Genomic DNA, 25,498 nt, shown 5'->3' on the forward strand with positions numbered 1-25,498 from the left:
GATTTTTATCCCAGGTGACCGGGGGTGGTCAAGGTAAAAAGCGCGTTGGGGACGGCCGGAAAATATGAGGGGGTGTGGGGCCGGCCGAGGGGGCGGGAAGGGCGGGAGCGCCGGGGTTTGGCCGGACGGGCGGCGGGGCGCGGGCGAAATAAGAGGGTGGCTTTTCCTGGGGAGGTTGGTATTGTGGGTTGCCTGGACGGTTTGTTCAAGAAATCAATGGACTGCCTGAGCGTTAACGGGAGACTTGTAGGGTGAGAAAGGGACGGACCATCGGCGGAGCCGGGTTGCTGGGCATGGTGGCCGTTTCCTGGATCTCCATTCTGGTCATCGGCGGGACCTGGCTGTACTCCATGTACGCCGACTTTCAGGCCGACGCCGACCGGATTCGGGAGGAGCGCTACGCCGAGCGCCGCAGCCTGGTCAAGGGCGAGGTGGACGACGCCATCGAGCTGATCGCACGGCTCCGGCGGTCCGCCGCCGACACCCTGGGGCGCAGGCTCGATTCCAGGATGCGCGACGTCCGGGCCCTGAACGAAGTGTTGGCGCGCGACCTTGCCAAGGGGACCGACGGCACGGTGCTGCGCATCGCCACGGTCCGGCTCATGGCCGCCCTGGACCGCAGCGAGGCGCGACTCTACGCCATCCGCGACAATACCATCTATCTCTTTTCCCCCTTTCCCAAATGGGTTGACCGCGAGGACGCCCTGACCCAGGTGGAGGCCGAACTTGAGGGCGTGACCAACGGGCAGCGCAGGCTGGACCTCAAGGTGGCCGACGGCATGAACGGCTACACCCTGCTGGTCAAGGTCAACGAGTTCGGGGCCCATGGGCTGCGCGTGGTGGCCGGGGCCTGTCTCGAGATGGCCGAGGAAACGGTCAAGGAAACGGCCCTGCGGCAGTTGGCGGACATCCGCTACGCCAAGAACGGTTCCCTGTTCGGCGGGACCATGGAAGGGGTATCCATCCTCGGCCCGGTGCCCGGCCGGAACATGTGGGCCGTCACCGACGCAAACGGCGTGAAGATCGTCCAGGAACTCATCGCCGCGGCCAAGCGCGGCGGGGAGTTCGTGAACTACGTCATGCCGCCCCTGAGCGGGGAGCGCAACGAGCCCAAGGTCAGCTATGCCCGGCTCGTTCCGGACTGGGGCTGGTACATCGGCACCGGGGCCTTCGTGGGCGACATCGAAGGGGTCGTCGAGCTCAAGCGCAAGCAGCTCGAACAGCACATCCAGGACCGTGGCCTGCTCATCCTGTCCGGCATGGCCGCGCTCAGTCTGCTGGCCCTGTACCTGTCGCGCCGCCTGGCCCGGAACATTGAGAACAACGTGGCCTCCTTCACCACGGTCTGGAAGCGGGCCGCCTCGGGCCGGGGCGAGATCGACGTGGCCTCCCTGGACTATGCGGAGTTCAAGACCCTGGCCGAGGCCGCCAACCACATGGTCGCCGAGCGCCAGACCGCGCAGGAGGCCCTGTCCGAGAGCCTGGAGCGGTTCAGCTCCCTGGTCGCGAACGTGCCGGGCATCATCTACCACAGCGATTTCAGGGGCGTCTGGGTGAACCGGTACATCAGCGACACGGTTCTGGACGTGACCGGTTACCCGGCCGAGGACTTCATGGAGGGCGGCGGCCGGACCTTCCAGTCCATCATCCACCCCGAGGACCGGGAGTGGGTGGCCCAATCCCTGCGCCAGGGGCTGGAGCACCGCCAGACCTACCTGGCGGACTACCGGATCATCCGCCGAGACGGCGAGATCCGCTGGGTTTCCGAGCGCGGGCGAATCCTCCACGACGAGCAGGGCGGGCCGGAGCGCCTCGACGGCGTGGTCTTCGACGTGACCGACCGCAAGCACGCCGAGGAGGAGTACTACAACCACATCCATTTCCTGGAGACCCTGGACCGCATCGACCGGGCCATGCACGTCGGGACCTCCACCCGCGAGATGCTCGGGACCACGGTGGAGGCCATCCGGGTCGCCTTCGGGGCCGACCGGGCCTGGCTGCTCAAACCGTGCGACCCCGAGGCGGACGAGTTCCGCGTGGTGGTCAACGAGACCTCTCCCGAGTTCGTCGTCGAAGAAGAGGTGGTCCTGGCCGTGGACGACAATATCCGCAGAGACATGAGGATGCTGCTGGACAGCCCGGTGCCCCTGGCCTTCGACCCCTTCAGCGGGCGGACGGTCCCCAGGGAGATCACCGACCGGTACGACATCCGCTCACAGCTCATGTTCGCCATCCGGCCCAGGGTCGGCCCGGCGCTGGTCCTGGGGCTGCACCATTGCCGGGAGCCGCGCGTCTGGACCAGCGAGGAGATCCGTCTGTTCACCGAGGCGGGCCGCCGTCTGGCCGACGGGCTCAACGTGGCCCTGATCCTGGACGAACTGACCGAGAGCGAGGAGCGGTTCCGGACCTTTTCCGAGCAGACCATGCTCGGCCTGTGCGTCCTCCAGGAGAACAGGGTCATCTTCATCAACCGGGCCGCGGCCGACATCGTCGAGGCCCCGGTGGAGGAGCTCATGGCCCTGCCGCCCGGCGGGTTCGTCCGCTACCTGCACCCGGACGACAGCGACTTCGTCGTGGAGCAGGCCCGGCGCAAGCAGGCCGGGGAGGCCGACACGGTCTCGGCCTACAGCTGGCGGGCGGTGACCGGCACGGGCCGGGTCAAGTGGGTGGAAATTCACTCCCGGACCACCCGGGTCAACGGCAAGTCCGCCGACCTCGTCTCACTGGTGGACATCACCGCCCTGAAGCGGGCCGAGGAGGACCTGGAGGCGATCATCGCCGAGCGCACCTCGGCCCTGGCCCTCAAGGCCGAGGAACTGAAGCGGGCCAACACGGAGCTGACCCGGCTCGACGACCTCAAGTCCTCCTTCCTGACCACCGTGTCCCACACCATGCGCACGCCGCTGACCTCGGTGCTCGGCTACGGCGCCCTGGCGCGCAAGGAGCTGGACCGGGCCCTGGGCGGCGCGGGCAACAGCGAGAGCCTGCATCGCGCCCTGGGCAACCTGGACGTTTTGGAGGCCGAGGGGCGGCGGTTGAACCTGCTGGTGGAGCAGTTCATGGAGCTGGCCGACATGGAGGCGGGCGGCGACCTGCGCACCGAGGCGACCTATCCCGTGGCCGCGACCATCCGGCGGGCCGTGGAGGACGCCCGCGCCGAGTGTATCGGCCGCGATCGCCTCGAGGTGACCTTGGACATGGAGGAGAACCTGCCGGAACTGAACGTCTTGCCGGAGCACCTGGAGCGGGTCCTGGGCCACCTGCTGGGCAACGCCTGCCATTTCACCCGCGACGGGAAGATTTCCGTGCGCGTGGCCAGCCCAGACGGCAAGGGGCTGGAACTGACCGTGGCCGACACGGGCAAGGGCATCCCCGAGGAGGAGCTCGAGGCCATCTTCAAGCCGTTCCACCAGGTGGACACCGGCGACACCCTAGTGGACGAGATCAAGGGCGCCGGGCTCGGCCTGGCCCTGTGCCGCATGGTCGTCGAGAAGCTGGGCGGCCGGGTCTGGGCCCGGTCCGAAGGGGGCAGGGGCGCGGTCTTCCACGTGATCCTGCCCGGCGGCCGGGACTGATCAGCCCAGTTCCATGACCAGGTTGGACCACGGGTCCACGCGCACCTCGGCCCCGGGCGGGACCACGATGGTCGAGGTGTATTCCGTGACCACGGCCGGGCCGGTGAACCGGTTGCCCGGCTTCAGGGCCGCCCGGTCCAGCACGGCGGCCTCGCTTTCGACACCCCCGAAAATTATCCACCGCACGCCCAGGCGCGCCGCCTCGGGCACGGCCTCGCCGTCCGGGGGCGACGGCGCGATCTCTCGTTCCTCCGCCATGCCCCGGCTGCGCAGCCGGACGTTGACCACCTCCACGGGCTTGTCCGCGTTGCGGTAGCCGTAGCGCTGCTCGTGCAGGGCCTGGAAGGCCTCGGTCATGTCCGGGCCGAAGGGGACCACGATCTCGAAGGACTGGCCCCGATAGCGCATGTCCAGGAACCGCTCGTGGACCACCCGGTCGTCCGGCACGCCCTCAAGGGCCAGCTCGTCGCGGCCGTCCCGCTCCAGTTCGGCGAAGGCCGCTTCCATGGCCTCAAGGGGGAAGTCGTCGGCCGAGCGCATGACCGTGCGCGAGTAGTCCTTGACCACGTCGGCCATGAGCATGCCCGTGGCCGAGAGGATGCCGGGATCCACCGGCACCAGGACGCGCGGCATGCCCAGCAGCCGGGCCAGTTCGGCGCAGTGCATGCCGCCCGCGCCGCCGAAGGAGAGGAGGGTGAACTCGCGCGGGTCGAATCCCTTTTCCACGGAGATGACCCGGATGGCCCGCTCCATGTTGGCGTTGGCCACGGCCAGGATGCCCTCGGCCAGTTCGGCGGGCGGCAGCCCCAGCTCCCCGGCCAGACGCTCCACGCCGCGCCGGGCGCCGTCCTCGTCCAGGGTCATGGCCCCGCCCAGGAAGCGGTCGGGCACGATGCGTCCGAGGTACAGGTTGGCGTCGGTCACGGTGACGCGCGTCCCGCCCCGGCCGTAGCAGATGGGGCCGGGGTCCGCGCCCGCGCTCTCCGGGCCCACGGCCAGGGACCCGCCGGGGTCCGGGGCGGCGATGGACCCGCCGCCCGCGCCCACGGTGTGGATGTCGATCATGGGCACTTTGACCGGATAGCCGGAGATGGACGAGGCCATGGTCAGGGGCAGGGCGCCGTCCATGAGGCTGACATCGGTGCTGGTGCCGCCCATGTCGAAGGTGATCAATTTGTCGAACCCGGCGGCGCGGGCCAGGGCCAGCGCGCCCACCGCGCCCCCGGCCGGGCCTGACAGGATGGTCCGCACGGACTCGCGCATGGCCGTGTCCGCCGAGATGGACCCACCGTTGGACTGCATGATGCGCAGCGCCGGGCCGCGCCCGGTTCCGGCTTCATCCTCGGCTTTGGGCCCGGACTCGTGCCCGCCGAGACCCTGTTGCAGGGCGGTCAGGTAGCGGGTCATGATCGGCGAGACGTAGGCGTTGACCACCGTGGTCGAGGTCCGCTCGAACTCGCGGAACTCGGCCAGGATATCGCTCGACAGGGACACGGGCAGGCCGAGCGCGCGGAGCTTTTCGCCCATGCGCCGCTCATGGCCCGGGTCGAGGAAGGAGAAGAGCAGGCAGACGGCCACGGACCGCGCCCCGGACGTCCGGATGCGCTCGACGACCTCCCCGGCCGCGTCCTCGTCCCAGGGGACCAGGGTCTCGCCTTGGGCGGTGATCCGGCCCGGCAGGCCGAAGCGCAGGGCAGGGGGCACGATGTGCGGCCGGCGCCGGTAGTGCAGGTCGTACAGGTCGGCGCGGTTCTGGCGGCCGATCTCGATGACGTCGGTGAACCCCACGTTGGTCACCAGGGCCGTGGGCACGCCCTTGCGTTCCAGGATGGCGTTGGTGGCCACGGTGGAGCCGTGCACCACGGCCAGGTCCGCGTCGCCGAGGGTCGCGCCGGGCAGTCGCTCCGCCAGGATGCGGCGCAGGCCGGAAAGGACCGCCTCGGCCGGGTTGTGCGGGGTGGACAGGGTCTTGAACGTGCCGGTCTCCCGGCCGTGGACGTAGGTGAAGTCGGTGAAGGTGCCGCCGGTATCGACGCCGATGAAGAGCATGAGACCTCCTGGGGATGCGCGAGGCGACGATACAGGAATCGGGCGCGCTTCGCCAGGACCGGGTCAGGAGGCCGAGAGCCGGTCCATGGCCTCTGTCTCGTCGGTGAAGACGAGATAGGCGGTGCTCCGGTTGGCCGCGATGGTCTCGTATCGGCGGTGCTGGGCCAGATGCTCCGGGGCGCAGAGGGCCGCCAGGCGCAGGCCGTCCAGCTGGAAATGCCGGTCGGCCGCGTATTCGGCCAGTTCAAGCAGGTCGTGGTAGTCCAGATGGAAGACGGCCCGCCGGTAGTCGAGGAGGATTCCGCGCAGCCCGTATTGCCTGGCGGCGGCCCGGTATCGGGTCGAAAAGTGGATGATCTCGTCGATGGATCGGATGTCGCCCACGACCGTCACCCGCAGGTGGTCGGCGCAGGGCATGATCGATACGCTTGCTGTCATGACTACACCCCCATCTATAGCCTGTATATCCGTCTCCGGTCCCGCATGCAAGAATGGGGACACTGGCAACACTTTGTGGTACGCCGAAGAAAAAACAACCGGGGCGAAACCATGCAGTGCACCATCACCTACATCCATCACAGCGCCTTTCTCCTGCGGACGGACAGACGGACCTGTCTCTTCGACTATCCCGAAAACGAACACCTGCCGGACGGGGCGGACGACCTGGTCCGGAAGGCCGTGGCCGGGACCGACCTGACCGTGTTCATCTCCCACGGCCACGCGGACCACTGCAACGGCGACCTCGCCTCGGTGACCGGCACGGCCCGGCAGGTGCGCTACGTGCTCTCGGACGACGTGGCCGACCTGCGGCCCGAGGCCGTGCCGGACAACGGCCAGGTGCTCCTGGTGGAGCCGGACGAGACCTACGGCTTCGGCGGCATGCTCGTCGGGACCACGATGTCCAACGACCTGGGCGTGGCCTTCCTGGTGGAGGACCGCTGCTTTCGCTTCTATTACGGCGGGGACCTGGCCGAGTGGATCTGGCCCGGTGCTGCCCCGGCCGAGACGGAGTTTACCCGGACCTTCTTCCGGACGGCCATGGAGCGGGTCCGCGACTTCAAGCCGCAGGTGGCCTTCGCCAACGTGGACCCGAGGCTGGACAATCTGGCCGGGGGCGTGGAGGCGTGCCGGATCATCGGCGCGCCCGTGTTCGTGCCCATGCACGCCTTCGGCGAGACCTCGGTCCTGGACGGGTTCACCCGGACCGTGGAGCCCGGCCCGTCGGCGGTCTTCCGCTACGCCCGCATGGGAGACTCGGAGTCGTTCTCTTTTTAGTTTACAACTGTTTATTCAGGCTGTTACACAGTGGGAGATATTGAATCCGTCAACCTCTCCGGGGGCGTCATGCGAACACGAACCACATTTCTGGCCACGGTCCTGTGCCTGGCCTGTCTTCTGGCCGGGCCCGGCGCGGCCCTCGCTTCCTCACCGGCGGCCCTGGCCGCGATGACCGGCGGCTCCGGCGGGGGCAAGGGCAAGAAGGCGGAAGCGGTCATCCCGCCCGACGCCACCCCCAACCAGCTCAACGAGATCCTGGCCTCCATGAGCGACGAGCAGGTCCGCCGTCTGCTCATCGAGGAGTTGCGCAAGGACGCGGCTCCCCCGGCCGTCGAGCAGGGACCCGCAGGGGTGGCCGGCGCCATCGTCCGGGCCAAGCAGTTCGTGCAGAAGGTTCGGGAGCGGTTAGCCTATCTCTTTTCCGGCGCGGCCCAGGCTCCGAGGCTGCTGCCCGAGGCATTCCGCAAGTCCCTGACCGGCGAGGGCGTGCACCCGCCCGGAGAGCTCGGCCTCGGCCTGCTCGTGGTCACGGTCCTGTGGTTCCTGTCGCGCTGGGTCGTGGTCCGACGCGCCTCCGGGCTGCGCAGGCGCCTTGAGGACGTGGAGCCGAACGCGTCCCTGGCGGTCAAGGCCGGACGGCTCCTGGCCCGGGCCGGTTTCGACCTGCTCGCCGTGGCCTGCGTGGCCCTGATCACCCTGATTCCCTATCTGATGATCTTCAACGAGCCCGCCAAGGGCCGCCCTGTCATCTTCATCTGGCTGGCGGCCATGCTCGTGGTGGAGCTGGTCCGGCTGGTCGCGCGGTTCATCCTGGCCCCGGACATGGGGGGGCTGCGCTTCCTGCCCCTGGGCGACGACTCCGCCCGGTATCTGTTCCGGTGGATCGTGCGCGTGGCCTGGGTGGTGGCCGTGGGCATCCTGGCCAGTTCCCTGGTGGAGATGACCCGAGGCAGCGAGCTGGTCTACCTGATGATCATGGCCGGGACCGGCTTTGTCGTGGCCGCCATGGTCAGCCTGCTGGCCCTGTGGAACAAGCGGCCCGTGGCCGAGGCCATCCGGCGGGTCGTACCGCCCAACTCCCTGCGGTTTCAGCTGGCCGGTTCGTGGCACGTGGGCGTCATCGTCTACGCCCTGGGCTTCTGGTTCTTCTGGGTGGTCGGGCTGCTCGTCTTCGGCCGCGAGGCCATGCTCGCCGGGGTCTACACCCTGCTCCTGGTCCCGTCCTACCTGCTGGTGGACTGGGGCTGCCAGCGGCTGGTGGCCTTCGCCTCCGGGCTGGCGGACGCGCCCGTGGACGACCAGGATGAGGAGACCGTGGTGGAGGGCGTGCCCAACATCGGCAAGTTCCAGCATTTCCTGTCCGTGGGCTTCCGCATCCTGGTCCTGGCCGGGGCCGCGTTCCTGCTGCTCCGGATCTGGGGCATCAACCTGGCCTTCGGCGAGGCCACGGTGGGCGCGGGCTTCGACATCCTGCTGACCCTGGTCCTGGCCTACATCTTCTGGGTGTTCATCTCGAACTACATCGAGAAGCGGCTCAAGGCCAAGGACGAGCCCGCCGAGGACCAAGGCGAGGGCGGCGGCGAGGGCGGCGGCGGACCCGGCGGCGACCGGTTCGCGACCCTGCTCCAGCTGGTCAAGAAGTTCATCTTCGCGGCTCTGTCCGTGATCACCGTGCTGATCATCCTGTCGTCGCTCGGCGTGGACATCGGTCCGCTCATCGCGGGCGCGTCGGTCTTCGGCATCGCCATCGGCTTCGGGGCCCAGACCCTGGTCAAGGACATCATCTCCGGCATCTTCTTCCTCATGGACGACGCCTTCCGGGTGGGCGACTACATCGTGGTGGGCAGCGCCATGGGCACGGTGGAGGAGATCTCGGTCCGTTCCTTCAAGCTCCGGCACCATCTCGGCCCGCTGTACACCATCCCCTTCGGGTCCATCAAAGAGGTCCAGAACATGACCCGCGACTGGGCGGTCATGAAGCTCCAGTACCTGGTCCCGTTCGACACGGACCTGGGCGAGATCAAGAAGATCATCAAGCGGATCAACAAGGAAATCAGGGCGGTGCCGGAACTCAACGAGTTCATGCTCTCGGATATCAAGAGCCAGGGCGTCAAGGCCATGGAGCAGTACGGCATGCGCATGCGGGTCAAGTTCATGACCAAGCCCGGCGGCCAGTTCACCCTGCGCAAGCTGGTCCTGGCCAAGATGCGCAAGTACTTCGCCGAGGCGGGCATCGAGTTCGCCAAGCCCTACGTGTCCGTGCACATCCCCGGACACGAGCAGCTGACCCCCGAGGAGGAGGCCCAGGTGGCGGCCGCCGCCTCCCAGCTCGTGGCCGAGGAAGGCGCCAAGAAGAAGAAACATTAACAGGGCGGGCCGGGCCCGGTCCCGGCCCCGCGCCCGGAGCATCATGTCGTTTGACCTGTTGTTCGAAATTCGCGACGGCTACGTCGTCGGCGTGGTCACCGGGGTGATCGACACCCCGGAGGAATTGCTGCGCAAGATACGCACCATGGTCCACAAGGGGCTGGATTCGCACCTGACCCGCTTCCTCATGGACGAGCGCGGCCTGGAGCTGCGCCTGGACCCCCACGACATCATCCAGGTGGCCGACCTGCTGGAGGAGCACAACATCCAGTCCATGGGCGGGCGGTCCGCCTGCCTGTGCAACCCCCGGCTCATGGAGCAGTACCGGGCCTGCGAGACCGTGTACCACAACCGCTCCCTGAGCTACCGGGTGTTCGAGCGCGAAGAGGAAGCCGTGGCCTGGCTGATGCGCTGATCGCGTCTTTTCTTGCGGCCGCTTTCGGGTTAGGGTGGCCCATTGCCAATCACCACCCCGACCAGGAGTCCGGCCTTTGACCCTCAAGGACAATCTAGACGCTTTCTTCCACCCCGACGCCGTGGCCGTCATCGGGGCCTCCGCCACGCCCGGCAAGGTCGGGCACACCGTCGTGACCAACATGCTCTCGGCCGGGTACACCGGCAAGCTCCTGCCCGTGAACCCCAAGGGCGGCGTGATCGAGGGACTGCCCGTGATCACCGACATCGGGGACCTGCCGCGCGGCCTGGACCTGGCCGTCATCTCGGTGCCGCCCAAGGCGGTCATCGAGTCCGTGCGCCGTCTCGGGGAGATCGGGACCAAGTCGGCCATCGTCATCACCGCCGGGTTCAAGGAGGCGAGCAAGGAGGGGTACGACCTCGAACAGGAGCTCAAGGCGCTGTGCGAGGAGTATCGCATCAGCCTGCTCGGGCCCAACTGTCTGGGCATGATCAACGGCGCGGCCGGGGTCAACGCCTCGTTCGCGGCGGGGTTGCCGGGGCTCGGCTCCATCGCCTTCTTCTCCCAGTCCGGGGCCCTGTGCGTGGCCATTCTGGATTGGGCGATGGGCGCGAACATCGGCTTTTCCAAGTTCGTCTCCCTGGGCAACAAGGCGGTCCTGGACGAGGCGGACATGCTCGACTACCTCAACCGGGACGAGGCCACCCGCGTCATCCTCGGCTACATCGAGAACGTGGAGCACGGCGAGGCGTTCCTCAGGGAGGCCCGGCGGGCCAGCCTGAACAAGCCGGTGATCATGATCAAGGCGGGCACCACCGCGGCCGGGGCCAAGGCCGCCAGCTCGCACACCGGAGCCATCGCCGGGTCGGATCAGAGCTACACGGCCGCGTTCCACCAGTCCGGGGTCATCCGGGTGGGCGACGTGGCCACCCTGTTCAACCTGGCCCAGGCCTTTTCCTCCCAGCCCCTGCCCAAGGGGCCGAACCTGGCCGTCATCACCAACGCGGGCGGGCCCGGCATTCTGGCCGCGGACGCGGCGGACCGCTCCCGGCTGTCCATGGCCGAGCTGTCCCCCCGGACCATCGAGAAGCTTCAGGACTTTCTTCCCAGCTACGCCGCCTTCTACAACCCGGTGGACATCGTGGCCGACGCCGACGCGAGACGGTACCGCCAGACCCTGGAGGTCATCGGCGAGGACCCCATGGTCCACGCCATCCTGGTCCTGCTCACGCCCACGGCCTCGGTGGAGATCGACAAGGCCGCCGAGGCGGTCATCCGCACGGCCCGCAAGTGGGCCAAGCCTGTCTTCGCCTGTTTCATGGGCAAGACCAAGGTGGCCGGGGCGCGGCGGATGCTCATGGAGGCGGGCGTTCCGTGCTACGCCTTCCCGGAGCCGGCGGTCCATTCCATCGAGGCAATGTACCAGTACTACCTGTGGAAGAATCGGCCCGAGCCGGAGTACGCCGAGGTGGAGCGGGACATGGCGGCCGTGCGCGCGGTCATCGACGACCATCTGCGCCGCAGGCAGCCCGAGGTGGTGGAGTTCGAGGCCCAGCAGGTGCTCCGGGCCTACGGCCTGCCCACGCCCAGGACGAAGCTGGCCCGCACCTCGGACGAGGCCGTGGCCGCCGCCGAGGAGATCGGCTATCCCGTGGTCCTCAAGATCGCCTCGCCGGACATCTCGCACAAGACCGACGTGGGCGGGGTGGCGGTCAATCTGCTCAATGCCCGGGAGGTCATGGAGACCTTCAAGGAGATCACGGCGCGGGCGCAGCGCATGCGCCGGGACGCCTACATCGCGGGTTGCCTGGTCCAGGAGATGGCCCCTCCGGGCGTGCGCGAGGTGATCATCGGGTTCAAGCGCGACGAGCAGTTCGGGCCCATGCTCATGTTCGGCCTGGGCGGGGTGTACGTGGAGATCATGAAGGACATCTCCTTCAAGCTCGCCCCCCTGTCCCGGCAGGACGCCTTCGAGATCGTGCGCGAGATCAAGTCCTACATGCTGCTCAAGGGGCTCAAGGGCGACAAGCCCGTGAACCTGGCCGCGCTGGAGCGGATCATCATGGTCATGTCCCGGCTGGCCCAGGACCTGCCCGAGGTGCTCGAGGCCGAGTTCAACCCGGTCCTGGTCAACAACGAGCGGGCCATGGTGGCCGACGTGCGCATGACCCTGAGCGTGTAGCCGGGCCTATTTCTTCCTGATTTCGGTGACGGATTCGCCGCCGATGCCCCAGTTGTCCGTGTCCACCTCGTCGATGATGACGAAGGTGGTCTTGGGATTCTTGCCGAGCACGTCGGCCAGGAGGTCGGTCACGCCCTTGATGAGCCGTTGTTTCTGTTCGGTGGTGGCGCCTTCGTTGGTGATGCGGATGTTGACGAACGGCATGATTTCCTCGACGGATCAGGTTCGGGGTTTGAGGGGCAGGGTCACCGTCACGGTGGTGCCGCGCTCCTCGGACGAGTCCATGTGGATGCGGCCGCCCATGACCTCGACCATGAGCCGGGCCGAGTAAGTGCCGAGGCCGGTGCCCGTGCGCTTTCCGGCCGTGGCGTACTTGTCGAAGAAGTTGGCGCGCACGGACTCGGGCACCGGGGCGGGGTTGTGCACGGCGGCGGAAAATTCGCCCTTCCCCGCGTCGGCCCGCAGGTGCACGGAGACCTTGTCGCCGAGGCCGGAGGCCTCCACGCTGTTTTTGACCAGGTTGGCCAGGACCGCGTAGAACAGGTTCTCCTCGGTGGACAGGACCAGGACCTCCTCGCGCGCGAGCGGTTTGTCCTCGAACCGGGTCTCCATGATCACGCCCGCCCTGCGGGCCAGCCCGGACAGGTCGTTGGTCACCCGGCGGCACACGGACAGGACGTCCACCTCGCCGGGCAGGTATTCGTAGGTCCCCGTCTCCATCTTGTAGAGGTCCAGGGACCGGCTGATCAGTTCCATGCCGGTGTTGGCGGCCCGGCGCATGTCGTCGAGCATCTCCCGCTGGTCCGCGTCCAGGTCGGTGAAGTTCTCCAGGTAGGTGATGCCGCTGAGCACGCCCAGGAGCGGGGTCTTGATGTCGTGGCGGGTGATCTGCTCCACGTCCTCGCGCAGTTTTTCGGCCTGGTGCCGCGAGTGTTCCTTGGCCGCCTCCTGGCGGATCAGGACCAGGACCACGCCGAGCAGGGCGAAGCTGATGACGAAGGAGCCCGCCGTGGCGTAAAGGTTGAACCGCTCCAGTTCCCGCTTGGGACCGGTCACGTCGAAGACCAGTTCGAAGGCCCCCAGGAAGTCGTTGCCGCGCATGAGCGGGACAAAGGCCGCCACGGTGTCGATGGTCGTGGTCCGGCCAAGGACCGGTTCGCTGTGCAGGACCCCGAGGCGGGCGTACCGCCTGCCCTTGGCCACCACGTCCCGGAACTCGGGTCCGGATTCCACCGTGTCGATCTCCGCCGTTTCCGTGGAGTAGAGGATCATGCCGTCCGGGGCGAGAACCCGGACCTTGAGCAGGCCGAAGTCCGTCTCCAGCCGGTAGACGTCGGCCAGGAACCTGGGGGTGTCCAGGACCGCCGGGCCGAGGCGGGCATGCTTGATGGACGGCGGGATGGTCAGCACGGCCAGCCTCCGGGCCGAATCCTCGAAGGTGCCGATCATGATCTTGGTGTAGGTCGGATAGATGACCAGGGCGTTGATCAGGGGCAGGGCCACGGCGCAGAGCACGGCCAGGCACAGGATGCCGAGCAGCGGATAGCTGTGCGGGCCGTGTCGGCGGCCGAGGAGGATAAGCCAGCGCAGCCCTCCGGGAGGGATGCGGGCGGTATGGTCGCGGCGTCCGCTTTCGGCCATGTCGTGGCGCTCCTGGGGTAAAATGATGCGGTCTCCGGACGGATCATAGCAGACGACCGGAATCCGGCAAGGGTATTAGAATGCGGTTCGCCGCAGCCGGTCCGGGATCAGGCGGAGAGCATCATGCCCGCGATTTCACGCAGGATCTTGGCCCCGGTCATGGCCGTGACGCCGTTCAGGTCGCGGTCCGGGTTGAGCTCCACCACGTCCGCCCCGATGACCGGCGCGTCCAGGCCGTGGAGCACGTCGAGCAGCTCGCGTGTGCTCAGGCCGCCCGGCTCGTGGTGCGACACCCCCGGCGCAAAGGCCGGGTCCAGGGCGTCCAGGTCCACGCTGACATAGACCGGGACGTCGAAGGAGAGCTTCGGCCAGTTGGCCCGGTCCTTCATCTCCAGCCACTCGATGCCGAACCGCTCCCGCTGCTCGCGCTGGTGCCCGTGGGCCGTGCGGATGCCCACCGAGACCAGCCGGGTGCACAATTGCGCCTCCATGATCCGGGCAAAGGGGCAGGCGTGGGAATGGGGATTGCCCTCGAACTCGTGGTAGCAGTCCGGGTGGGCATCGAAGTGCAGGATGGCGAAATCGCCCACGGCCCGCCCGAGACCCCGGACCAGGGGGTGGGTCACGGAGTGGTCCCCGCCCAGGAAGATGGGGCGCAGACCGGCCCGTCCCGCCTGGAACGCGGCCTCCTCGATGACCGCGAAGGCCGTATCCGGGTCGTTCAGGCCGAGCGCCCCCCGGTGGTCCAGGACCGGCCCCAGGTCGAAGCCGGTCTCGGTCCACAGGTTGGCAGAATCGCAGTGCAGGGCCTGGACCAGGGCGAAGGGTCCCTTGGCCGGGCCGCGCAGGTACGACGAGTTGTGGTCCAGGGGGACGCCGATGACGGGGATACGCATGTCCGGCCTACAGGATGTAACGCGACAGGTCGCGGTCCTCGATGACCTCGCCCAGCTGGGCCACCACGTAGTCGCGGTCGATGACGACCTGGCTGCCGGACTTGTCCGGGGCCTCGTAGGACAGGTTGGCCAGGATCTTCTCCATGATGGTGTAAAGCCTGCGCGCGCCGATGTTCTCGGTCTCCTCGTTGATCTTCTCGGCCATGACCGCGATCTCCTCCAGGGCTTCCCTGGTGTAGTCCACGGTCACGCCCTCGGTCTGGAGCAGGGCCTTGTACTGCACGGTCAGGGCGTTCCTGGGCTCGGTCAGGATCTTGTAGAACTCCTCCTTGTGCAGGGAGGCCAGCTCCTCGCGCAGGGGGAACCGGCCCTGGAGCTCGGGGATGAGGTCCGACGGCTTGGCGAAGTGGAAGGCCCCGGCCGCGATGAACAGGATATGGTCGGTCTTGACCATGCCGTACTTGGTGTTGACCACGCTGCCCTCGACAATGGGCAGCAGGTCGCGCTGCACGCCCTCGCGTGACACGTCGGCCGAGCCGCCACCCATCTGGTCGTGGCGCGAGGCGATCTTGTCCATCTCGTCGATGAACAGAATGCCCTGCTGCTCCACGCGCTCCCTGGCCAGCTCGTTGACCGTGTCCGGGTCGATGAGCTTGTCGGCCTCTTCGTCGATGAGCAGTTGGTAGGCGTCCTTGATCTTCATTTTGCGGGCCTTGCGCTTGCCCGGAAACATGTTGGAAAAGGCGTTCTGCAGGTTGGAGCCCATCTCCTCCATGCCGGGGATGGCCATGATCTCCACGGACGCCCCGCTCTGAACCGTGACCTGCATCTCCACCTCGCGTTCGTCCAGCTGGCCCGCGCGGAACATCTGGCGGAACTTCTCGCGGGTGGCGTCCTCTCTGGGCGGCTCGATCTTCTCCACCGCGCCGTCCTGGCCGCCCTGGAAAAAGCCCATGGCCCCGCCGGGCTGCGGTTTCTTGCCGGGCAGGAGCAGGTCGAGGAGACGTTCCTCGGCGTTCTTCTCGGCCTTGATGCGGACTTTTTCGGTCTCTTCCTTGCGGACCATGTTCACGCCGATCTCCATGAGGTCGCGGATCATGGACTCCACGTCGCGGCCCACGTAGCCCACCTCGGTGAACTTGGTGGCCTCGACCTTGAAGAACGGGCAGTTGGCCAGGCGGGCCAGCCTGCGGGCGATCTCGGTCTTGCCCACGCCGGTGGGGCCCATCAGGATGATGTTCTTGGGCGCGATCTCGTCGCGCAGCTCCGGATCGAGCTGCTGCCTGCGCCAGCGGTTGCGCATGGCGATGGCCACCATGCGTTTGGCCGCCTCCTGGCCGATGATGTACTTGTCCAGTTCCGATACGATTTCACGGGGGGTCAGATTGCTCATGTGGATGCCTCCGGCGGCTTAAGAACCGTTTGAAAAAGGTTCTTAAGAATCTCCAAAACTTTTTATCGCACGCCTGTCGGCGTGGGAGTGTTCTCGATTATATGGCACGTCCCATCGAGGACGCACCCTCCACGCCGCCATGTTTTTTCTCGCGTTCCTCATCCCTTCCAGGCGGCGTGGCGCCAAAAAGTTTGGAAGGGAGAGCGCGAGAGGGAAACTTTTCCAAAAGTTTCCCTCCCGCATCTTCATGACAATCACTTGGCCTGCGTCTCAATGGTGATGTGGTTGTTGGTGTAGACGCAGATGTCGGCGGCGATCTCCATTGCCTTGCGGGCGATGGTCTCGGCCGGGAGGTCGGTGTTCTGTTGCAGGGCGCGGGCCGCGGCCAGGGCGTAGGAGCCGCCCGAGCCGATGGCGGCCACGCCGTCGTCGGGTTCGATGACGTCGCCGGTGCCGGAGATGATCAGGATGTGCTCCCCGTCGGCGGCCAGCAGCATGGCCTCAAGCTTGCGCAGGTACTTGTCCGTGCGCCAGTCCTTGGCCAGCTCCACGGCGGCCCGCAGCAGGTTGCCAGCATAGGTTTCGAGCTTGGATTCGAACCGCTCGGACAGGGTGAAGGCGTCGGCGGTGGCCCCGGCGAAGCCGATGCTCACACGGTCCTTGTAGATGCGCCGGACCTTGCGGGCGGTGTGTTTCATGGCCACGGCCTGGCCGAGGGTCACCTGGCCGTCACCGGCCACGGCGGTGCCGTTTTCGTCCTTGACCGCAACGATGGTCGTTCCTCTGAGTTCCATGGGTGCTCCTTACAGGATGTCTTCGGCGATGCGCGACCAGGTGTCGTAGGCCGCTTCGCCGTGCAGGACCATGACCGCTTCAATGACCAGTCCCGCCTCGATCCCTTCCTTGAGGACCGTGAGCGCGATGCGCGCCGCGTCTTCGACCGGATAGCCGTAGACGCCGCAGGAGATGGCCGGAAAGGCCAGGGTCTGGATGTCGTGTCGATGGGCGAGGGCGAGGCTGTTGCGGTAGGCGTTGCCGAGCAGCTCGGGCTCGCTGTTTGCGCCGCCGCGCCAGATGGGGCCGACGGTGTGGATGATGTGCCGTGCGGGCAGGCCGAAGCCCGGCGTGATGACCGCCTCGCCGGGCGGCAGGGAACCTATCTCGCGGATGATCTCCCGGCAGGCAGCCTGGAGCCGGTCGATCCCGGCCGCGCGGTGGATGGCTCCGTCCACGCCGCCGCCCCCGGCCAGGCGTGAGTTGGCCGCGTTGACGACGGCGTCCACGGTCAGCCGGGTGATGTCGCCTTCGCGGACGGACAGCCGTCCGGGGCCTGCGCTCCATGTTCTCTGCATGACGCCTTGTTAGGTAAGGCCTCGGGGCGAAATGGCAAGGGGGACGGTGCGCGAAAAACTTTCGGCAGCCGTGGGTTCGTGCTATGGTGGCGGCAATGAGCAAGACCGAGACCATACTCCTGGTGGACGACCAGCCCGAGAACATCAGCATCATGATCGAGGCGCTGTATCCCCTGTACACCCTGCTGGCCGCCACCGACGGGGCCACGGCTCTGGAGCGCGCGGCGGGCGACCCCCGGCCGGACCTGATCCTGCTGGACGTGATGATGCCGGGCATGAGCGGCCACGAGGTCTGCCGGAGGCTCAAGGAAGACCCGGCCACGCGGGACATCCCGGTCATCTTCGTGACCTCCCTGGACGCCCCGGACGACGAGGCCAGGGGACTGCGCGCCGGTGCCTCGGACTACATCGCCAAGCCCATCAGTCCGCCCGTGGTCCAGGCCCGGGTGAGGGCGCATCTGGACCTCAAGCTGGCGCGGGAGCAGTTGCAGCGCCACAACGAGGCCCTGGAGGAGCGGGTCCGGGAGCGCACCGCCGAGGTGGTCCGGGCCCAGCGGGAGCGGGTGGAGAGCCTCAAGCACTTCGCCGACGCCATGGCCCACCAGATCCGCAACCCGGTCATGTCCATCGGCGGTATCGCCGGGCTGCTCCTGCGCAAGGTACCGGAGGGCAGTTCGCTGGCCTCCTATGCCGAGGCCGTGCGCGAGGACAGCCTACGGCTGGAGAGCCTGGTGGGGGTCATCAGCGAGTACGTCTCCCTGTCCGTGGGGGAATTCTCCGACGTGGAGGCGGCCGGGCTTATGGACGCGGCCCTGGACAGGGCGCGCGGATTCGCGGCGTCCTCGGGCCGGGAGCTGATGGTGGACGGCGGCCTGCAACCGGGTCTGGTCAGGGTGGACGAGCGCATCGTGGTCACGGCCCTGGCCGAGATCGCGGTCAATGCCGTGGAATTTTCCGGCACGGGGCGCGTGCGTCTGACCGTCCAAGGCGGGCCGGGCATGTTCGCCGACCAGCTGGCCGAGGCCGGGCTGACCGTTCCCGGCCGGGAGCGCTACGGCATCCGCATGGCCGACGACGGACCGGGCATCGACCAGGCGGTCCTGCCGTACGTGACCGATCCCTTCTTCACCACCAAGGCGCAGGGCGTGGGCATGGGGCTGACCAAGGTCAAGCGGGTCATCTGCGACGAGCACGGCGGGACCCTGCTCGTCCTGTCGCCCGCCACGGAGGACGGGGAACGGCCCGGAACGGCGGTCGTCTTCGACCTGCCCCTGGCCTAGTCCGTTTGTATCAGCTTGCCTTGGCCGGGGGTTGCAGTTCGGCGCTCAGGGCGGCCTCGCCCTGGCCCTCGCCCTTCACCTCGGCGATGGCCTCGGCGTAGGCCAGGAACACGTCGTCGCGGTTGATCAGGCCGAGGATGTCCGAGGTGTCGGTCTCGGAGACCACCGGAATCTGGCCGTAGTCCGTGTTCACGAAGCGGAGCAGGGCCTGGTACAGGTCGTAGTCCGGGCGGACGTAGACCGGCCGCGACATGAGGTCGCGGACCACCACCAGTTCGTGCAGTTCCTCCTCGAACATCCAGCTGCGCACGTTGTGGATGGAGACCATGCCCACGTAGGTGCCGTCCTGGCTGCGGACCGGGAAGTAGAACTGGTCCGAGTGGGCGATGATGTCGGTCAGCGCCTTCAGGGTGGTGCCCTCTTCCAGGACGATGACGTCGCCGGGGTTGTAGAAGTCCGAGACGTGCATCTGTTCGAGGATGTTGATGGTCGCGTCCTCGGCGTGGGCCGGGGAGTCGAACTTGTTCTCCACCTGGTGCTCGTAGAGGGAGTAGCCGCGTCCGAGCACGATGCACAGGGCCGAGGCGAGCATGAGCGGGGCGAGCAGGCCGTAGCCCTGGGTCAGTTCGGTGACCATGATCAGCGGGCCGATGGGGGCGTTGGCCACGCCCGCGAAGAAGGCGGCCATGCCGACCAGGATGTACGCGCCGGGCTGGGTGACGATGTTCGGGAAGAAGTGGTGGCCGAGCTTGCCCACCAGGCCGCCGGACATGCCGCCCACGAACAGGGCCGGGGCGAACATACCGCCGGACATGCCCGAGCCGATGGTCACCGAGGTGGCCAGGGTCTTGCCGATGATGATGTAGCACATGCCCAGGGCCGGAATCTGGCCGAGGATGGCCAGTTCGAGCCAGCCGTAGCCGCCGGACAGGATGCCGCCGGTGACCAGGCCGTTTTGGGCGGTGTAGGGGTAGAGGATGCCGAGCAGCCCCATGGCCAGGCCGCCCAGTCCCATGGACCAGACCAGGCCGATCTTCTCCTTGAGGGGGAAGAAGACGTGATATTTGATGGTGTAGAAGGTCTTGACGTAGAGCCAGCCCACCGCGGCGCAGACAAAGGCCAGCAGGGCGTAGAAGATCAGCTCGCGCGGGTCGTGGAAGGTGAATCGCGGGATGCCGAAGATGGGGTCCGTGCCGTAGAAGAAGGTGAAGATGGAGTAGGAGACCACCGAACTCATGACCGAGGGCAGGATGGCCTCGGACTCGAAGTCCTCGCGGTAGATGACCTCCACGGCGGTCAGGGCGCCGCCGAGCGGGGCGCGGAAGATGGCCCCCAGGCCGCCCGCCGCGCCGGCCAGCAGGAGCATGCGCCGTTCCTTGGCGGACATGTTCATGAGCTTGGCCAGCCAGGAGCCGATGCCCGCGCCCATCTGGGTGATGGGGCCCTCGCGTCCGGCCGATCCGCCCGAGGCGATGGTCAGGACCGAGCACAGTCCCTTGATGATGGCCACGCGGCCCTTGATGATGCCGCCGCTGTTGTGGAAGGCGTTGATGGTCGCGTCCGTGCCGTCCGTTCCGCCGTTGATGGTCTCGGGGATGAAGGTCTTGACCAGCCAGCCGGTGAGCAGGGCCGTGCCCGTGGTGAAGACCGGGATGACCCACGGCCGGAACTGGCCCGCCGGACCCTCGAACAAGCCCTCGCCCGCCGGGTCCGGGGAGACGATGCCCGCCAGATGGTGCTGGATGAGGAACTTGCCGCTCTCCACCAGCCAGAAGAAGCCCGCGGCCACGAGCCCGGACAGGGTGCCGACGACCACGCCGATGATCAGCCATCGGAACGAGGTCACCGTGCGGTAGGATTTGACGAAATCCTTCCAGTAATTGATCAGTCTGTGAAAAGGCATGGGACTCAGCGGACCTCCGGGCATCGGTGGAAGTCCGGATGGGTCAGTTTGATGGCCGCCTCGGGCTGGGCCAGGATGCGTCGGCCCAGTTCCACGTCCTTGGCGATGCGGTCCTTGAGTTCGTCCAGGCCGTTGAACTTCTTCTCGTCGCGGATGCGCTGCACGAAGTGGACCCGGATCACGTCCCCGTAGATGTCGCCGGAAAAGTCGAGCAGATGGGCCTCCACGGACAGGACGTCGTTGCCGAAGGTCGGGTTCTTGCCGATGTTGGCCACGCCCTCGTAGACCGCGCCGTCCACCTCGGCCCAGATGGCGTAGACCCCGGGCTTGGGAAAGAGCTCGTCCACCAGCTTGAGGTTGGCCGTGGGAAAGCCGAGCAGCTTGCCGCCCCGGTTCATGCCGTGCACCACCTCGCCCGTGACCTGGTAGAACCGGCCGAGCAGGGGGCGCACCGCCCAGACGTGGCCCGCCTGGACCAGGTCGCGGATGCGGGTGGAGGAGACGATGGCGTTGTCGATGGTCACCGGGTCCAGCCGGTCCACGGTGAAGCCGTACTTCCCGCCCAGTTCGCACAGGGTCTCGAAGTTTCCGGCCCGTCCCTTGCCCAGGTGGTAGTCGTAGCCGATGATCATGTCCTTCACCTTGAGCCCGTCCACCAGGTAGGTCTTGACGAACTCCTCTGGGGAGAGCCGGGCCATGTCCATGGTGAACTCGAGCAGCAGGCAGACCTGCGGCCCGTACTGGGAGATGAGCTCCAGCTTCTGTTCGGTCAAGGTGATGAACGGCGGGGTGCGGTCGTTGCGCAGCACCCGCAGGGGATGGGGGTCGAAGGTCACGACCACGCTCGTGAGGTCCCGGGCCTTGGCCCGCTCGCAGGCCAGCGCGATGAGTTTCTGATGACCCTTGTGGACTCCGTCGAAGTTGCCGATGGTCACGCATGACCCGGCGATGACGCCCTGGATGTCCTGTATGGTCCGTGCGACGATCATTGTATAGGGTGTTCCTGTTTGAAAAATATGCAACCTACGCCAAAACACCCCGGTGCACAAGGGTGGGCTACTTTCCGATTTGGGCTCGGGCCTGGATGGCGTCCTCCAGCTCCCTGACCTGGTCCTTCTGCTCCTGGGTCTGGGCCAGCTCATTGGCCCGCTTCAGGTATTCCCGGGCCTTGTCCAGGCGCATGGAATAGACCGCGGCGTAGGCCAGGTGCAGGTTGCCGCCGAAGACGTCGCCGGATTCGCCCAGGATCATGCCCAGGTGATGGTGGACCTCCCAGTCCTCGGGCACCAGCTCGTTGACCTTGCGCATGTTCCGGGCGGCCTCGCCGTACTGCTTGGCCTCGGCCTGGAGCCGGGCCAGATAGAACAGGGCCATGGCGTCGTCCTTGTTCATGATGGACGCCTTCTGCAACAGGCCCAGGGCGCGGTCCGCCTGGCCGCTCTTGAAGTAGAAAATGCCCGCCTCGCGGACCACCAGGGGGTCGTCCTTGGCCAGGGACAGGGCCTTCTCGAAGGCCGTCTGGGCCTCGTCCAGACGCTTGAGCCGCTCCAGGGTGATGCCCCGGCCCACCCAGTCCATGGGCGTGTAGTCGCTTTGCTTCATGTCGTCCCAGTAGGCCAGGGCCGTGTTGGCCGGGGACATGCGCGAGCGGATCAGGGCCTGAACCCGCTTCAGCCGGGTGTTGTCGTCCTTGCGCTCGAGAAATTCCTTGGGCATGCGCGCGATGCGGTCGTTGAGGTAGGTGATGCGCTCCGCGGTGCCGGGGTGGGTGGACAGGTAGCTCGGCATGCTCGAGCTGTTGTCGTACCATTTGTTCTTGAGCATGATCTCGAAGGTCTGGGGCATGCCCTCGGGATTGTAGCCCGCCGCCACCAGGGAGTTGAGACCCACGTGGTCCGCCTCGCGTTCGTCGTCCTGGGAATAGTGGAGCATGGCCGCCGTGGCCGCGCCCTGGGAGCCGATGACCAGGGCCTGTCCGGCCTGGGCCGCGTTGCCGCCGCCCGCCGCGATGCCCAGCAGCAGCCCGGCCAGCATGCCCGCCGTGGACAGCAGGGTGACCTTCTTCTGTTTCTCGATGCGGCTGACCACGTGCCGCTGGGAGACGTGCGCCAACTCGTGGGCGATGACCCCGGCCAGCTGCGACTCGGTGTCCACGGACTGGATCAGCCCGGTGAAGATGTAGATGTAGCCGCCGGGGATGGCGAAGGCGTTGATCAGCGGATTGGCGATGACCGCGCTCTTGACGTGGAAGGGCATGGGCCGCTTGCCCGTGACCACCCGGGCCACCACCTCGGCCACGTAGTCGGTGATGTACGTGTCGCCGACCATGTTCTGCTGGGCGCGGAGAATCTGGTCGAAATCGTGACCCATCTTGTTCTCGTCCCGCAGGGTCATCTTCCCGCCCAGCAAATCCGCACGGGCGTTCACCGCCGGAACCACGACCAGCATCAGGGCGGCCAACAGGGCCGGAACTATGGCGGTCACTCTGCGCATGGCGCCATAGTAACCATTTGCCCGCCCAAAGCAACCACCGGCCGATCCTTGCACAAGCCTGGGAAGAGCCTCCGGGGGCCGGGGGAAGGGAAGAGGGGCACCCTTTGAAAAGGGTTCTTTCCTCCCCTTCCCCCGGACCCCCATCCCCTTCTATTCCCAAACTTTTTATGGCCGCTTCGCGGGTTCATCCGCAACAAAAGGCCCCCGACTCATACCCGAGTCGGGGGCCATTTCTTCATTTCTTTGGAGCGATTCGGGTGGCGCAGCCACCCGACAGCGGCTCTCCGCGCTGGCACTAGGCTTTCGAGAGTGGGTCAGCTGTGCATTTTCTTCCGGCCGCGACAACCGCAGCGTAGCCGCCTACGTGAGGATTGGCGCGGGCGGAAAAAATGTGCAGATGGCCCGCTATCGGAAGCCGCCTCCCGTCCCTATTTACTCATCGAATCAAGGAACTCACGGTTGTTTTTGGTGCCCTTCATCTTGCCGCGCAGGAATTCCATGGAATCTATGGAGTTCATGGGGGAGAGGAGCTTGCGCAGGATCCACACGCGGTTGAGGACCTCCTCTTCCAGGAGCAGCTCTTCCTTGCGGGTGCCGGAACGGTTGATGTCGATGGCCGGGTAGATGCGCTTGTCGGACAGATGGCGGTCCAGGTAGATTTCCATGTTGCCCGTGCCCTTGAACTCCTCGAAGATGACCTCGTCCATGCGCGAGCCGGTGTCGATGAGCGCGGTGGAGATGATGGTCAGGGAGCCGCCTTCCTCGATGTTGCGGGCCGCGCCGAAGAAGCGCTTGGGCCGCTGCAGGGCATTGGCGTCGATACCGCCGGACAGCACGCGTCCCGAGGACGGGGTCACGGCGTTGTAGGCCCGGCCGAGCCGGGTGATGGAGTCGAGCAGGATGACCACGTCGCGCTTGCGCTCCACCAGTCGCTTGGCCTTCTCGATGACCATTTCGGCCACCTGCACGTGCCGGGTCGGCGGCTCGTCGAAGGTGGAGGAGACCACCTCGGCGTGGACCGTGCGCTGCATGTCGGTCACTTCCTCGGGCCGCTCGTCGATGAGCAGGACGATGAGGTCCACCTCGGGGTGGTTGGCGTTGATGGAGTTGGCGATGGTCTGGAGCATGATGGTCTTGCCGGTGCGGGGCGGGGCCACGATCACGCCGCGCTGGCCCTTGCCGATGGGCGCGAGCAGGTCGATGATCCGGGCGGAGTAGTTGGTCGCGCCGTTTTCGAGCCTGAGCTGCTCCTCGGGGTAGAGCGGGGTGAGGTTGTCGAACAGGACCAGGTTTTTGGAGTGCTGCGGGTCCTCGAAGCCGATCTCGGACACGCGCAACAGGGCGAAATACCGTTCCCCTTCCTTGGGCGGGCGGATCTGGCCCGAGACCACGTCGCCCTTGCGCAGGCCGAAGCGGCGGATCTGGGACGGGGAGACGTAAATGTCGTCGGGGCCGGCCATGTAGCTGTACATGGGCGAGCGCAGGAAACCGAAGCCGTCGGGCAGGATCTCAAGGACGCCCTCGCCGAAGATCTGGCCGTTCTGGGAGGCGCACTGCTGGAGCAGGGCGAAGATGAGTTCCTGCTTGCGCATGGTGGAGGGGTTCTCCACCTCGAAGGACATGGCAAGATCGGTCAGATCCTGCATGGATTTTTGCTTGAGTTCGGTGAGGTTCAGGCTGCCGCCGTTGCCGTTGGCATCGGGTTGCTCGTCCGGCTTGACGGCCTTTTTACGAGTGGTTTTTTTGGCGGTGCCTTTGCCTTTGCTTTCTGGATCAGCTTTTTTGGTGGCCATGTTGGGAAATTCTTGTTGAGGTTTTGGGAATTATGTCAAATCTGACCAAGAGATACGATAGCGATGGGGCGGCGCGGGGGCCGCGGGGGGCGTCGGACTCGGGATGTCGCGGATGAACCTTTCCGGCCGGACGGTTCGGGTGTGAGGGGACGGGAGCATACCTCTCGTTGAAGTTGCGCTGACAGCCTCGGGACGTCTCAAAAACCAAGTGGGAGTGGGATAATCTGAATGCCGCGGTGCGGCACAACGAGGCAGTTACCTGAAACCAGGGGCCTTGACAAGCCCTGCTAGTCGTTTTTCTCCTGCGCGGCGATAACGTCGGCGAACATCTCGTTGATGTCCCCCTTGATCTCCTCCTGGCTGCGGTCCAGCGAGTAGGCCAGCTCCATGGAGACCAGCCCCATGGCCTGCTCCAGCAGGCGGCGCTCGCCGAAGGACAGTTCCTTGTCCTTGCCGATGAGGAAGAGTTCCTTGAGCACGTAGGCCACGTCGGCCAGGTCGCCGCTCTTGAGCTTCTCGGAATACTCGCGGTAGCGCCGGTTCCAGTTCTGGCCGGTGTAGCCGGTGAATCCGGTGCGGTCCTTGAGGGATTCGAAGATGGCCTGGCCCACGTCGGCCGGGCACACGGAGCGCAGGCCCACGTTCACGGCGTTGGCCACGGGAACCATGAGGGTCACGTTGTTGCTCAAGATGCGGACTATGTAAAAATCGGCCTTGACGCCGCCGATCTCCTGGGACTCGACACGCTCCACGCGCCCCACGCCCTGGGAGGGATACACAACCAATTCATCGACCTTGAACACGGGGACCTCAGTTCTTGAAAAGACTACATTTTTGCATGCGACAGAAAGACATTATATCTAAAAGGACGGGAAGAGTCC

General features: G+C 66.6%; 19 protein-coding genes. 6 read left to right on the forward strand and 13 right to left on the reverse strand.

What is annotated here, in order from left to right:
* The first annotated feature begins 251 nt into the window (after positions 1-251).
* Positions 252-3,575: a cache domain-containing protein gene (locus DND132_RS17865; protein ID WP_014323784.1), complete on the forward strand. Its 3,324-nt coding sequence runs from the start codon at positions 252-254 to the stop codon at positions 3,573-3,575.
* Here the strand turns inward: DND132_RS17865 and DND132_RS15895 are convergent, their stop codons facing one another.
* The gene (locus DND132_RS15895) at positions 3,576-5,624 is read right to left on the reverse strand and encodes a hydantoinase/oxoprolinase family protein (RefSeq protein ID WP_014323785.1); all 2,049 of its coding nucleotides are present in this window, start codon (positions 5,622-5,624) and stop codon (positions 3,576-3,578) included.
* A gap of 63 nt (positions 5,625-5,687) precedes the next feature.
* Positions 5,688-6,062, reverse strand: coding sequence for a hypothetical protein (locus tag DND132_RS15900; RefSeq protein WP_014323786.1), 375 nt, complete (start codon positions 6,060-6,062; stop codon positions 5,688-5,690).
* A gap of 111 nt (positions 6,063-6,173) precedes the next feature.
* Between DND132_RS15900 and DND132_RS15905 the strand changes: the two genes are divergently transcribed.
* The 4 genes from DND132_RS15905 to DND132_RS15920 all read left to right on the forward strand — a co-directional run bounded on the left by DND132_RS15905 (position 6,174) and on the right by DND132_RS15920 (position 11,866).
* The gene (locus DND132_RS15905) at positions 6,174-6,899 is read left to right on the forward strand and encodes an MBL fold metallo-hydrolase (protein WP_014323787.1); all 726 of its coding nucleotides are present in this window, start codon (positions 6,174-6,176) and stop codon (positions 6,897-6,899) included.
* A 69-nt stretch (positions 6,900-6,968) separates the two neighbouring features.
* A complete protein-coding gene (locus tag DND132_RS15910; protein WP_148267016.1) occupies positions 6,969-9,269 on the forward strand; it encodes a mechanosensitive ion channel domain-containing protein in 2,301 nt (766 codons plus the stop codon).
* Positions 9,270-9,312: 43 nt separating this feature from the next.
* Positions 9,313-9,684, forward strand: coding sequence for a hypothetical protein (locus DND132_RS15915; protein WP_014323789.1), 372 nt, complete (start codon positions 9,313-9,315; stop codon positions 9,682-9,684).
* A gap of 76 nt (positions 9,685-9,760) precedes the next feature.
* Positions 9,761-11,866, forward strand: a complete 2,106-nt coding sequence (locus DND132_RS15920) for an acetate--CoA ligase family protein (RefSeq protein ID WP_014323790.1) — start codon at positions 9,761-9,763, stop codon at positions 11,864-11,866.
* A 6-nt stretch (positions 11,867-11,872) separates the two neighbouring features.
* On the opposite strand, the gene DND132_RS15925 is transcribed toward DND132_RS15920, so the two are convergent.
* The 6 genes from DND132_RS15925 to DND132_RS15950 all read right to left on the reverse strand — a co-directional run bounded on the left by DND132_RS15925 (position 11,873) and on the right by DND132_RS15950 (position 17,148).
* Positions 11,873-12,070, reverse strand: coding sequence for a 2-hydroxymuconate tautomerase family protein (locus DND132_RS15925; RefSeq protein ID WP_014323791.1), 198 nt, complete (start codon positions 12,068-12,070; stop codon positions 11,873-11,875).
* A 15-nt stretch (positions 12,071-12,085) separates the two neighbouring features.
* Positions 12,086-13,507 carry a sensor histidine kinase gene (locus DND132_RS17870; protein WP_014323792.1) on the reverse strand — a complete coding sequence of 474 codons (1,422 nt, stop codon included), beginning with the start codon at positions 13,505-13,507 and terminating at the stop codon, positions 12,086-12,088.
* A gap of 107 nt (positions 13,508-13,614) precedes the next feature.
* Positions 13,615-14,403, reverse strand: a complete 789-nt coding sequence (gene speB / locus DND132_RS15935; RefSeq protein ID WP_014323793.1) for an agmatinase — start codon at positions 14,401-14,403, stop codon at positions 13,615-13,617.
* 7 nt (positions 14,404-14,410) lie between these two features.
* Positions 14,411-15,796: an ATP-dependent protease ATPase subunit HslU gene (gene hslU / locus DND132_RS15940; RefSeq protein ID WP_014323794.1), complete on the reverse strand. Its 1,386-nt coding sequence runs from the start codon at positions 15,794-15,796 to the stop codon at positions 14,411-14,413.
* Positions 15,797-16,050: 254 nt separating this feature from the next.
* Complete coding sequence (hslV, locus tag DND132_RS15945) at positions 16,051-16,590, reverse strand: ATP-dependent protease subunit HslV (protein ID WP_014323795.1); 540 nt, start codon at positions 16,588-16,590, stop codon at positions 16,051-16,053.
* A 9-nt stretch (positions 16,591-16,599) separates the two neighbouring features.
* Positions 16,600-17,148: a macro domain-containing protein gene (locus DND132_RS15950; protein ID WP_014323796.1), complete on the reverse strand. Its 549-nt coding sequence runs from the start codon at positions 17,146-17,148 to the stop codon at positions 16,600-16,602.
* 95 nt (positions 17,149-17,243) lie between these two features.
* Here DND132_RS15950 and DND132_RS17875 point away from each other — a divergent pair, with 95 nt between their 5' ends.
* Positions 17,244-18,428 carry a hybrid sensor histidine kinase/response regulator gene (locus tag DND132_RS17875; RefSeq protein ID WP_014323797.1) on the forward strand — a complete coding sequence of 395 codons (1,185 nt, stop codon included), beginning with the start codon at positions 17,244-17,246 and terminating at the stop codon, positions 18,426-18,428.
* A gap of 10 nt (positions 18,429-18,438) precedes the next feature.
* On the opposite strand, the gene DND132_RS15960 is transcribed toward DND132_RS17875, so the two are convergent.
* The 5 genes from DND132_RS15960 to DND132_RS15980 all read right to left on the reverse strand — a co-directional run bounded on the left by DND132_RS15960 (position 18,439) and on the right by DND132_RS15980 (position 25,420).
* Positions 18,439-20,331: a chloride channel protein gene (locus DND132_RS15960; RefSeq protein ID WP_041915834.1), complete on the reverse strand. Its 1,893-nt coding sequence runs from the start codon at positions 20,329-20,331 to the stop codon at positions 18,439-18,441.
* Between the two features lie 5 nt (positions 20,332-20,336).
* On the reverse strand, positions 20,337-21,320 hold the full coding sequence (locus DND132_RS15965; RefSeq protein ID WP_014323799.1) for a bifunctional riboflavin kinase/FAD synthetase: 984 nt from the start codon (positions 21,318-21,320) through the stop codon (positions 20,337-20,339).
* Positions 21,321-21,387: 67 nt separating this feature from the next.
* The gene (locus DND132_RS15970) at positions 21,388-22,824 is read right to left on the reverse strand and encodes a beta-barrel assembly-enhancing protease (protein WP_014323800.1); all 1,437 of its coding nucleotides are present in this window, start codon (positions 22,822-22,824) and stop codon (positions 21,388-21,390) included.
* A gap of 428 nt (positions 22,825-23,252) precedes the next feature.
* The gene (rho, locus tag DND132_RS15975) at positions 23,253-24,617 is read right to left on the reverse strand and encodes a transcription termination factor Rho (RefSeq protein WP_014323801.1); all 1,365 of its coding nucleotides are present in this window, start codon (positions 24,615-24,617) and stop codon (positions 23,253-23,255) included.
* Between the two features lie 287 nt (positions 24,618-24,904).
* Positions 24,905-25,420, reverse strand: a complete 516-nt coding sequence (locus tag DND132_RS15980; protein ID WP_014323802.1) for a CarD family transcriptional regulator — start codon at positions 25,418-25,420, stop codon at positions 24,905-24,907.
* Positions 25,421-25,498: the final 78 nt, after the last annotated feature.

The sequence above is a fragment of the Pseudodesulfovibrio mercurii genome (assembly GCF_000189295.2).
In the GTDB taxonomy this organism is placed as follows: Bacteria; Desulfobacterota; Desulfovibrionia; order Desulfovibrionales; family Desulfovibrionaceae; genus Pseudodesulfovibrio; species Pseudodesulfovibrio mercurii.

Coding starts and splice junctions, on each gene's coding strand:
- DND132_RS15895 (WP_014323785.1), bottom strand. CDS start 5,624: ATGCTCTTCATCGGCGTCGATACCGGCGGCACCTTCACCGACTTCACC.
- DND132_RS15915 (WP_014323789.1), top strand. CDS start 9,313: ATGTCGTTTGACCTGTTGTTCGAAATTCGCGACGGCTACGTCGTCGGC.
- hslV (WP_014323795.1), bottom strand. CDS start 16,590: ATGGAACTCAGAGGAACGACCATCGTTGCGGTCAAGGACGAAAACGGC.
- DND132_RS15950 (WP_014323796.1), bottom strand. CDS start 17,148: ATGCAGAGAACATGGAGCGCAGGCCCCGGACGGCTGTCCGTCCGCGAA.
- DND132_RS17870 (WP_014323792.1), bottom strand. CDS start 13,507: ATGGCCGAAAGCGGACGCCGCGACCATACCGCCCGCATCCCTCCCGGA.
- DND132_RS15925 (WP_014323791.1), bottom strand. CDS start 12,070: ATGCCGTTCGTCAACATCCGCATCACCAACGAAGGCGCCACCACCGAA.
- DND132_RS15970 (WP_014323800.1), bottom strand. CDS start 22,824: ATGCGCAGAGTGACCGCCATAGTTCCGGCCCTGTTGGCCGCCCTGATG.
- DND132_RS17875 (WP_014323797.1), top strand. CDS start 17,244: ATGAGCAAGACCGAGACCATACTCCTGGTGGACGACCAGCCCGAGAAC.
- DND132_RS15910 (WP_148267016.1), top strand. CDS start 6,969: ATGCGAACACGAACCACATTTCTGGCCACGGTCCTGTGCCTGGCCTGT.
- rho (WP_014323801.1), bottom strand. CDS start 24,617: ATGGCCACCAAAAAAGCTGATCCAGAAAGCAAAGGCAAAGGCACCGCC.
- DND132_RS15905 (WP_014323787.1), top strand. CDS start 6,174: ATGCAGTGCACCATCACCTACATCCATCACAGCGCCTTTCTCCTGCGG.
- DND132_RS15965 (WP_014323799.1), bottom strand. CDS start 21,320: ATGATCGTCGCACGGACCATACAGGACATCCAGGGCGTCATCGCCGGG.
- hslU (WP_014323794.1), bottom strand. CDS start 15,796: ATGAGCAATCTGACCCCCCGTGAAATCGTATCGGAACTGGACAAGTAC.
- DND132_RS15960 (WP_041915834.1), bottom strand. CDS start 20,331: ATGCCTTTTCACAGACTGATCAATTACTGGAAGGATTTCGTCAAATCC.
- speB (WP_014323793.1), bottom strand. CDS start 14,403: ATGCGTATCCCCGTCATCGGCGTCCCCCTGGACCACAACTCGTCGTAC.
- DND132_RS15900 (WP_014323786.1), bottom strand. CDS start 6,062: ATGACAGCAAGCGTATCGATCATGCCCTGCGCCGACCACCTGCGGGTG.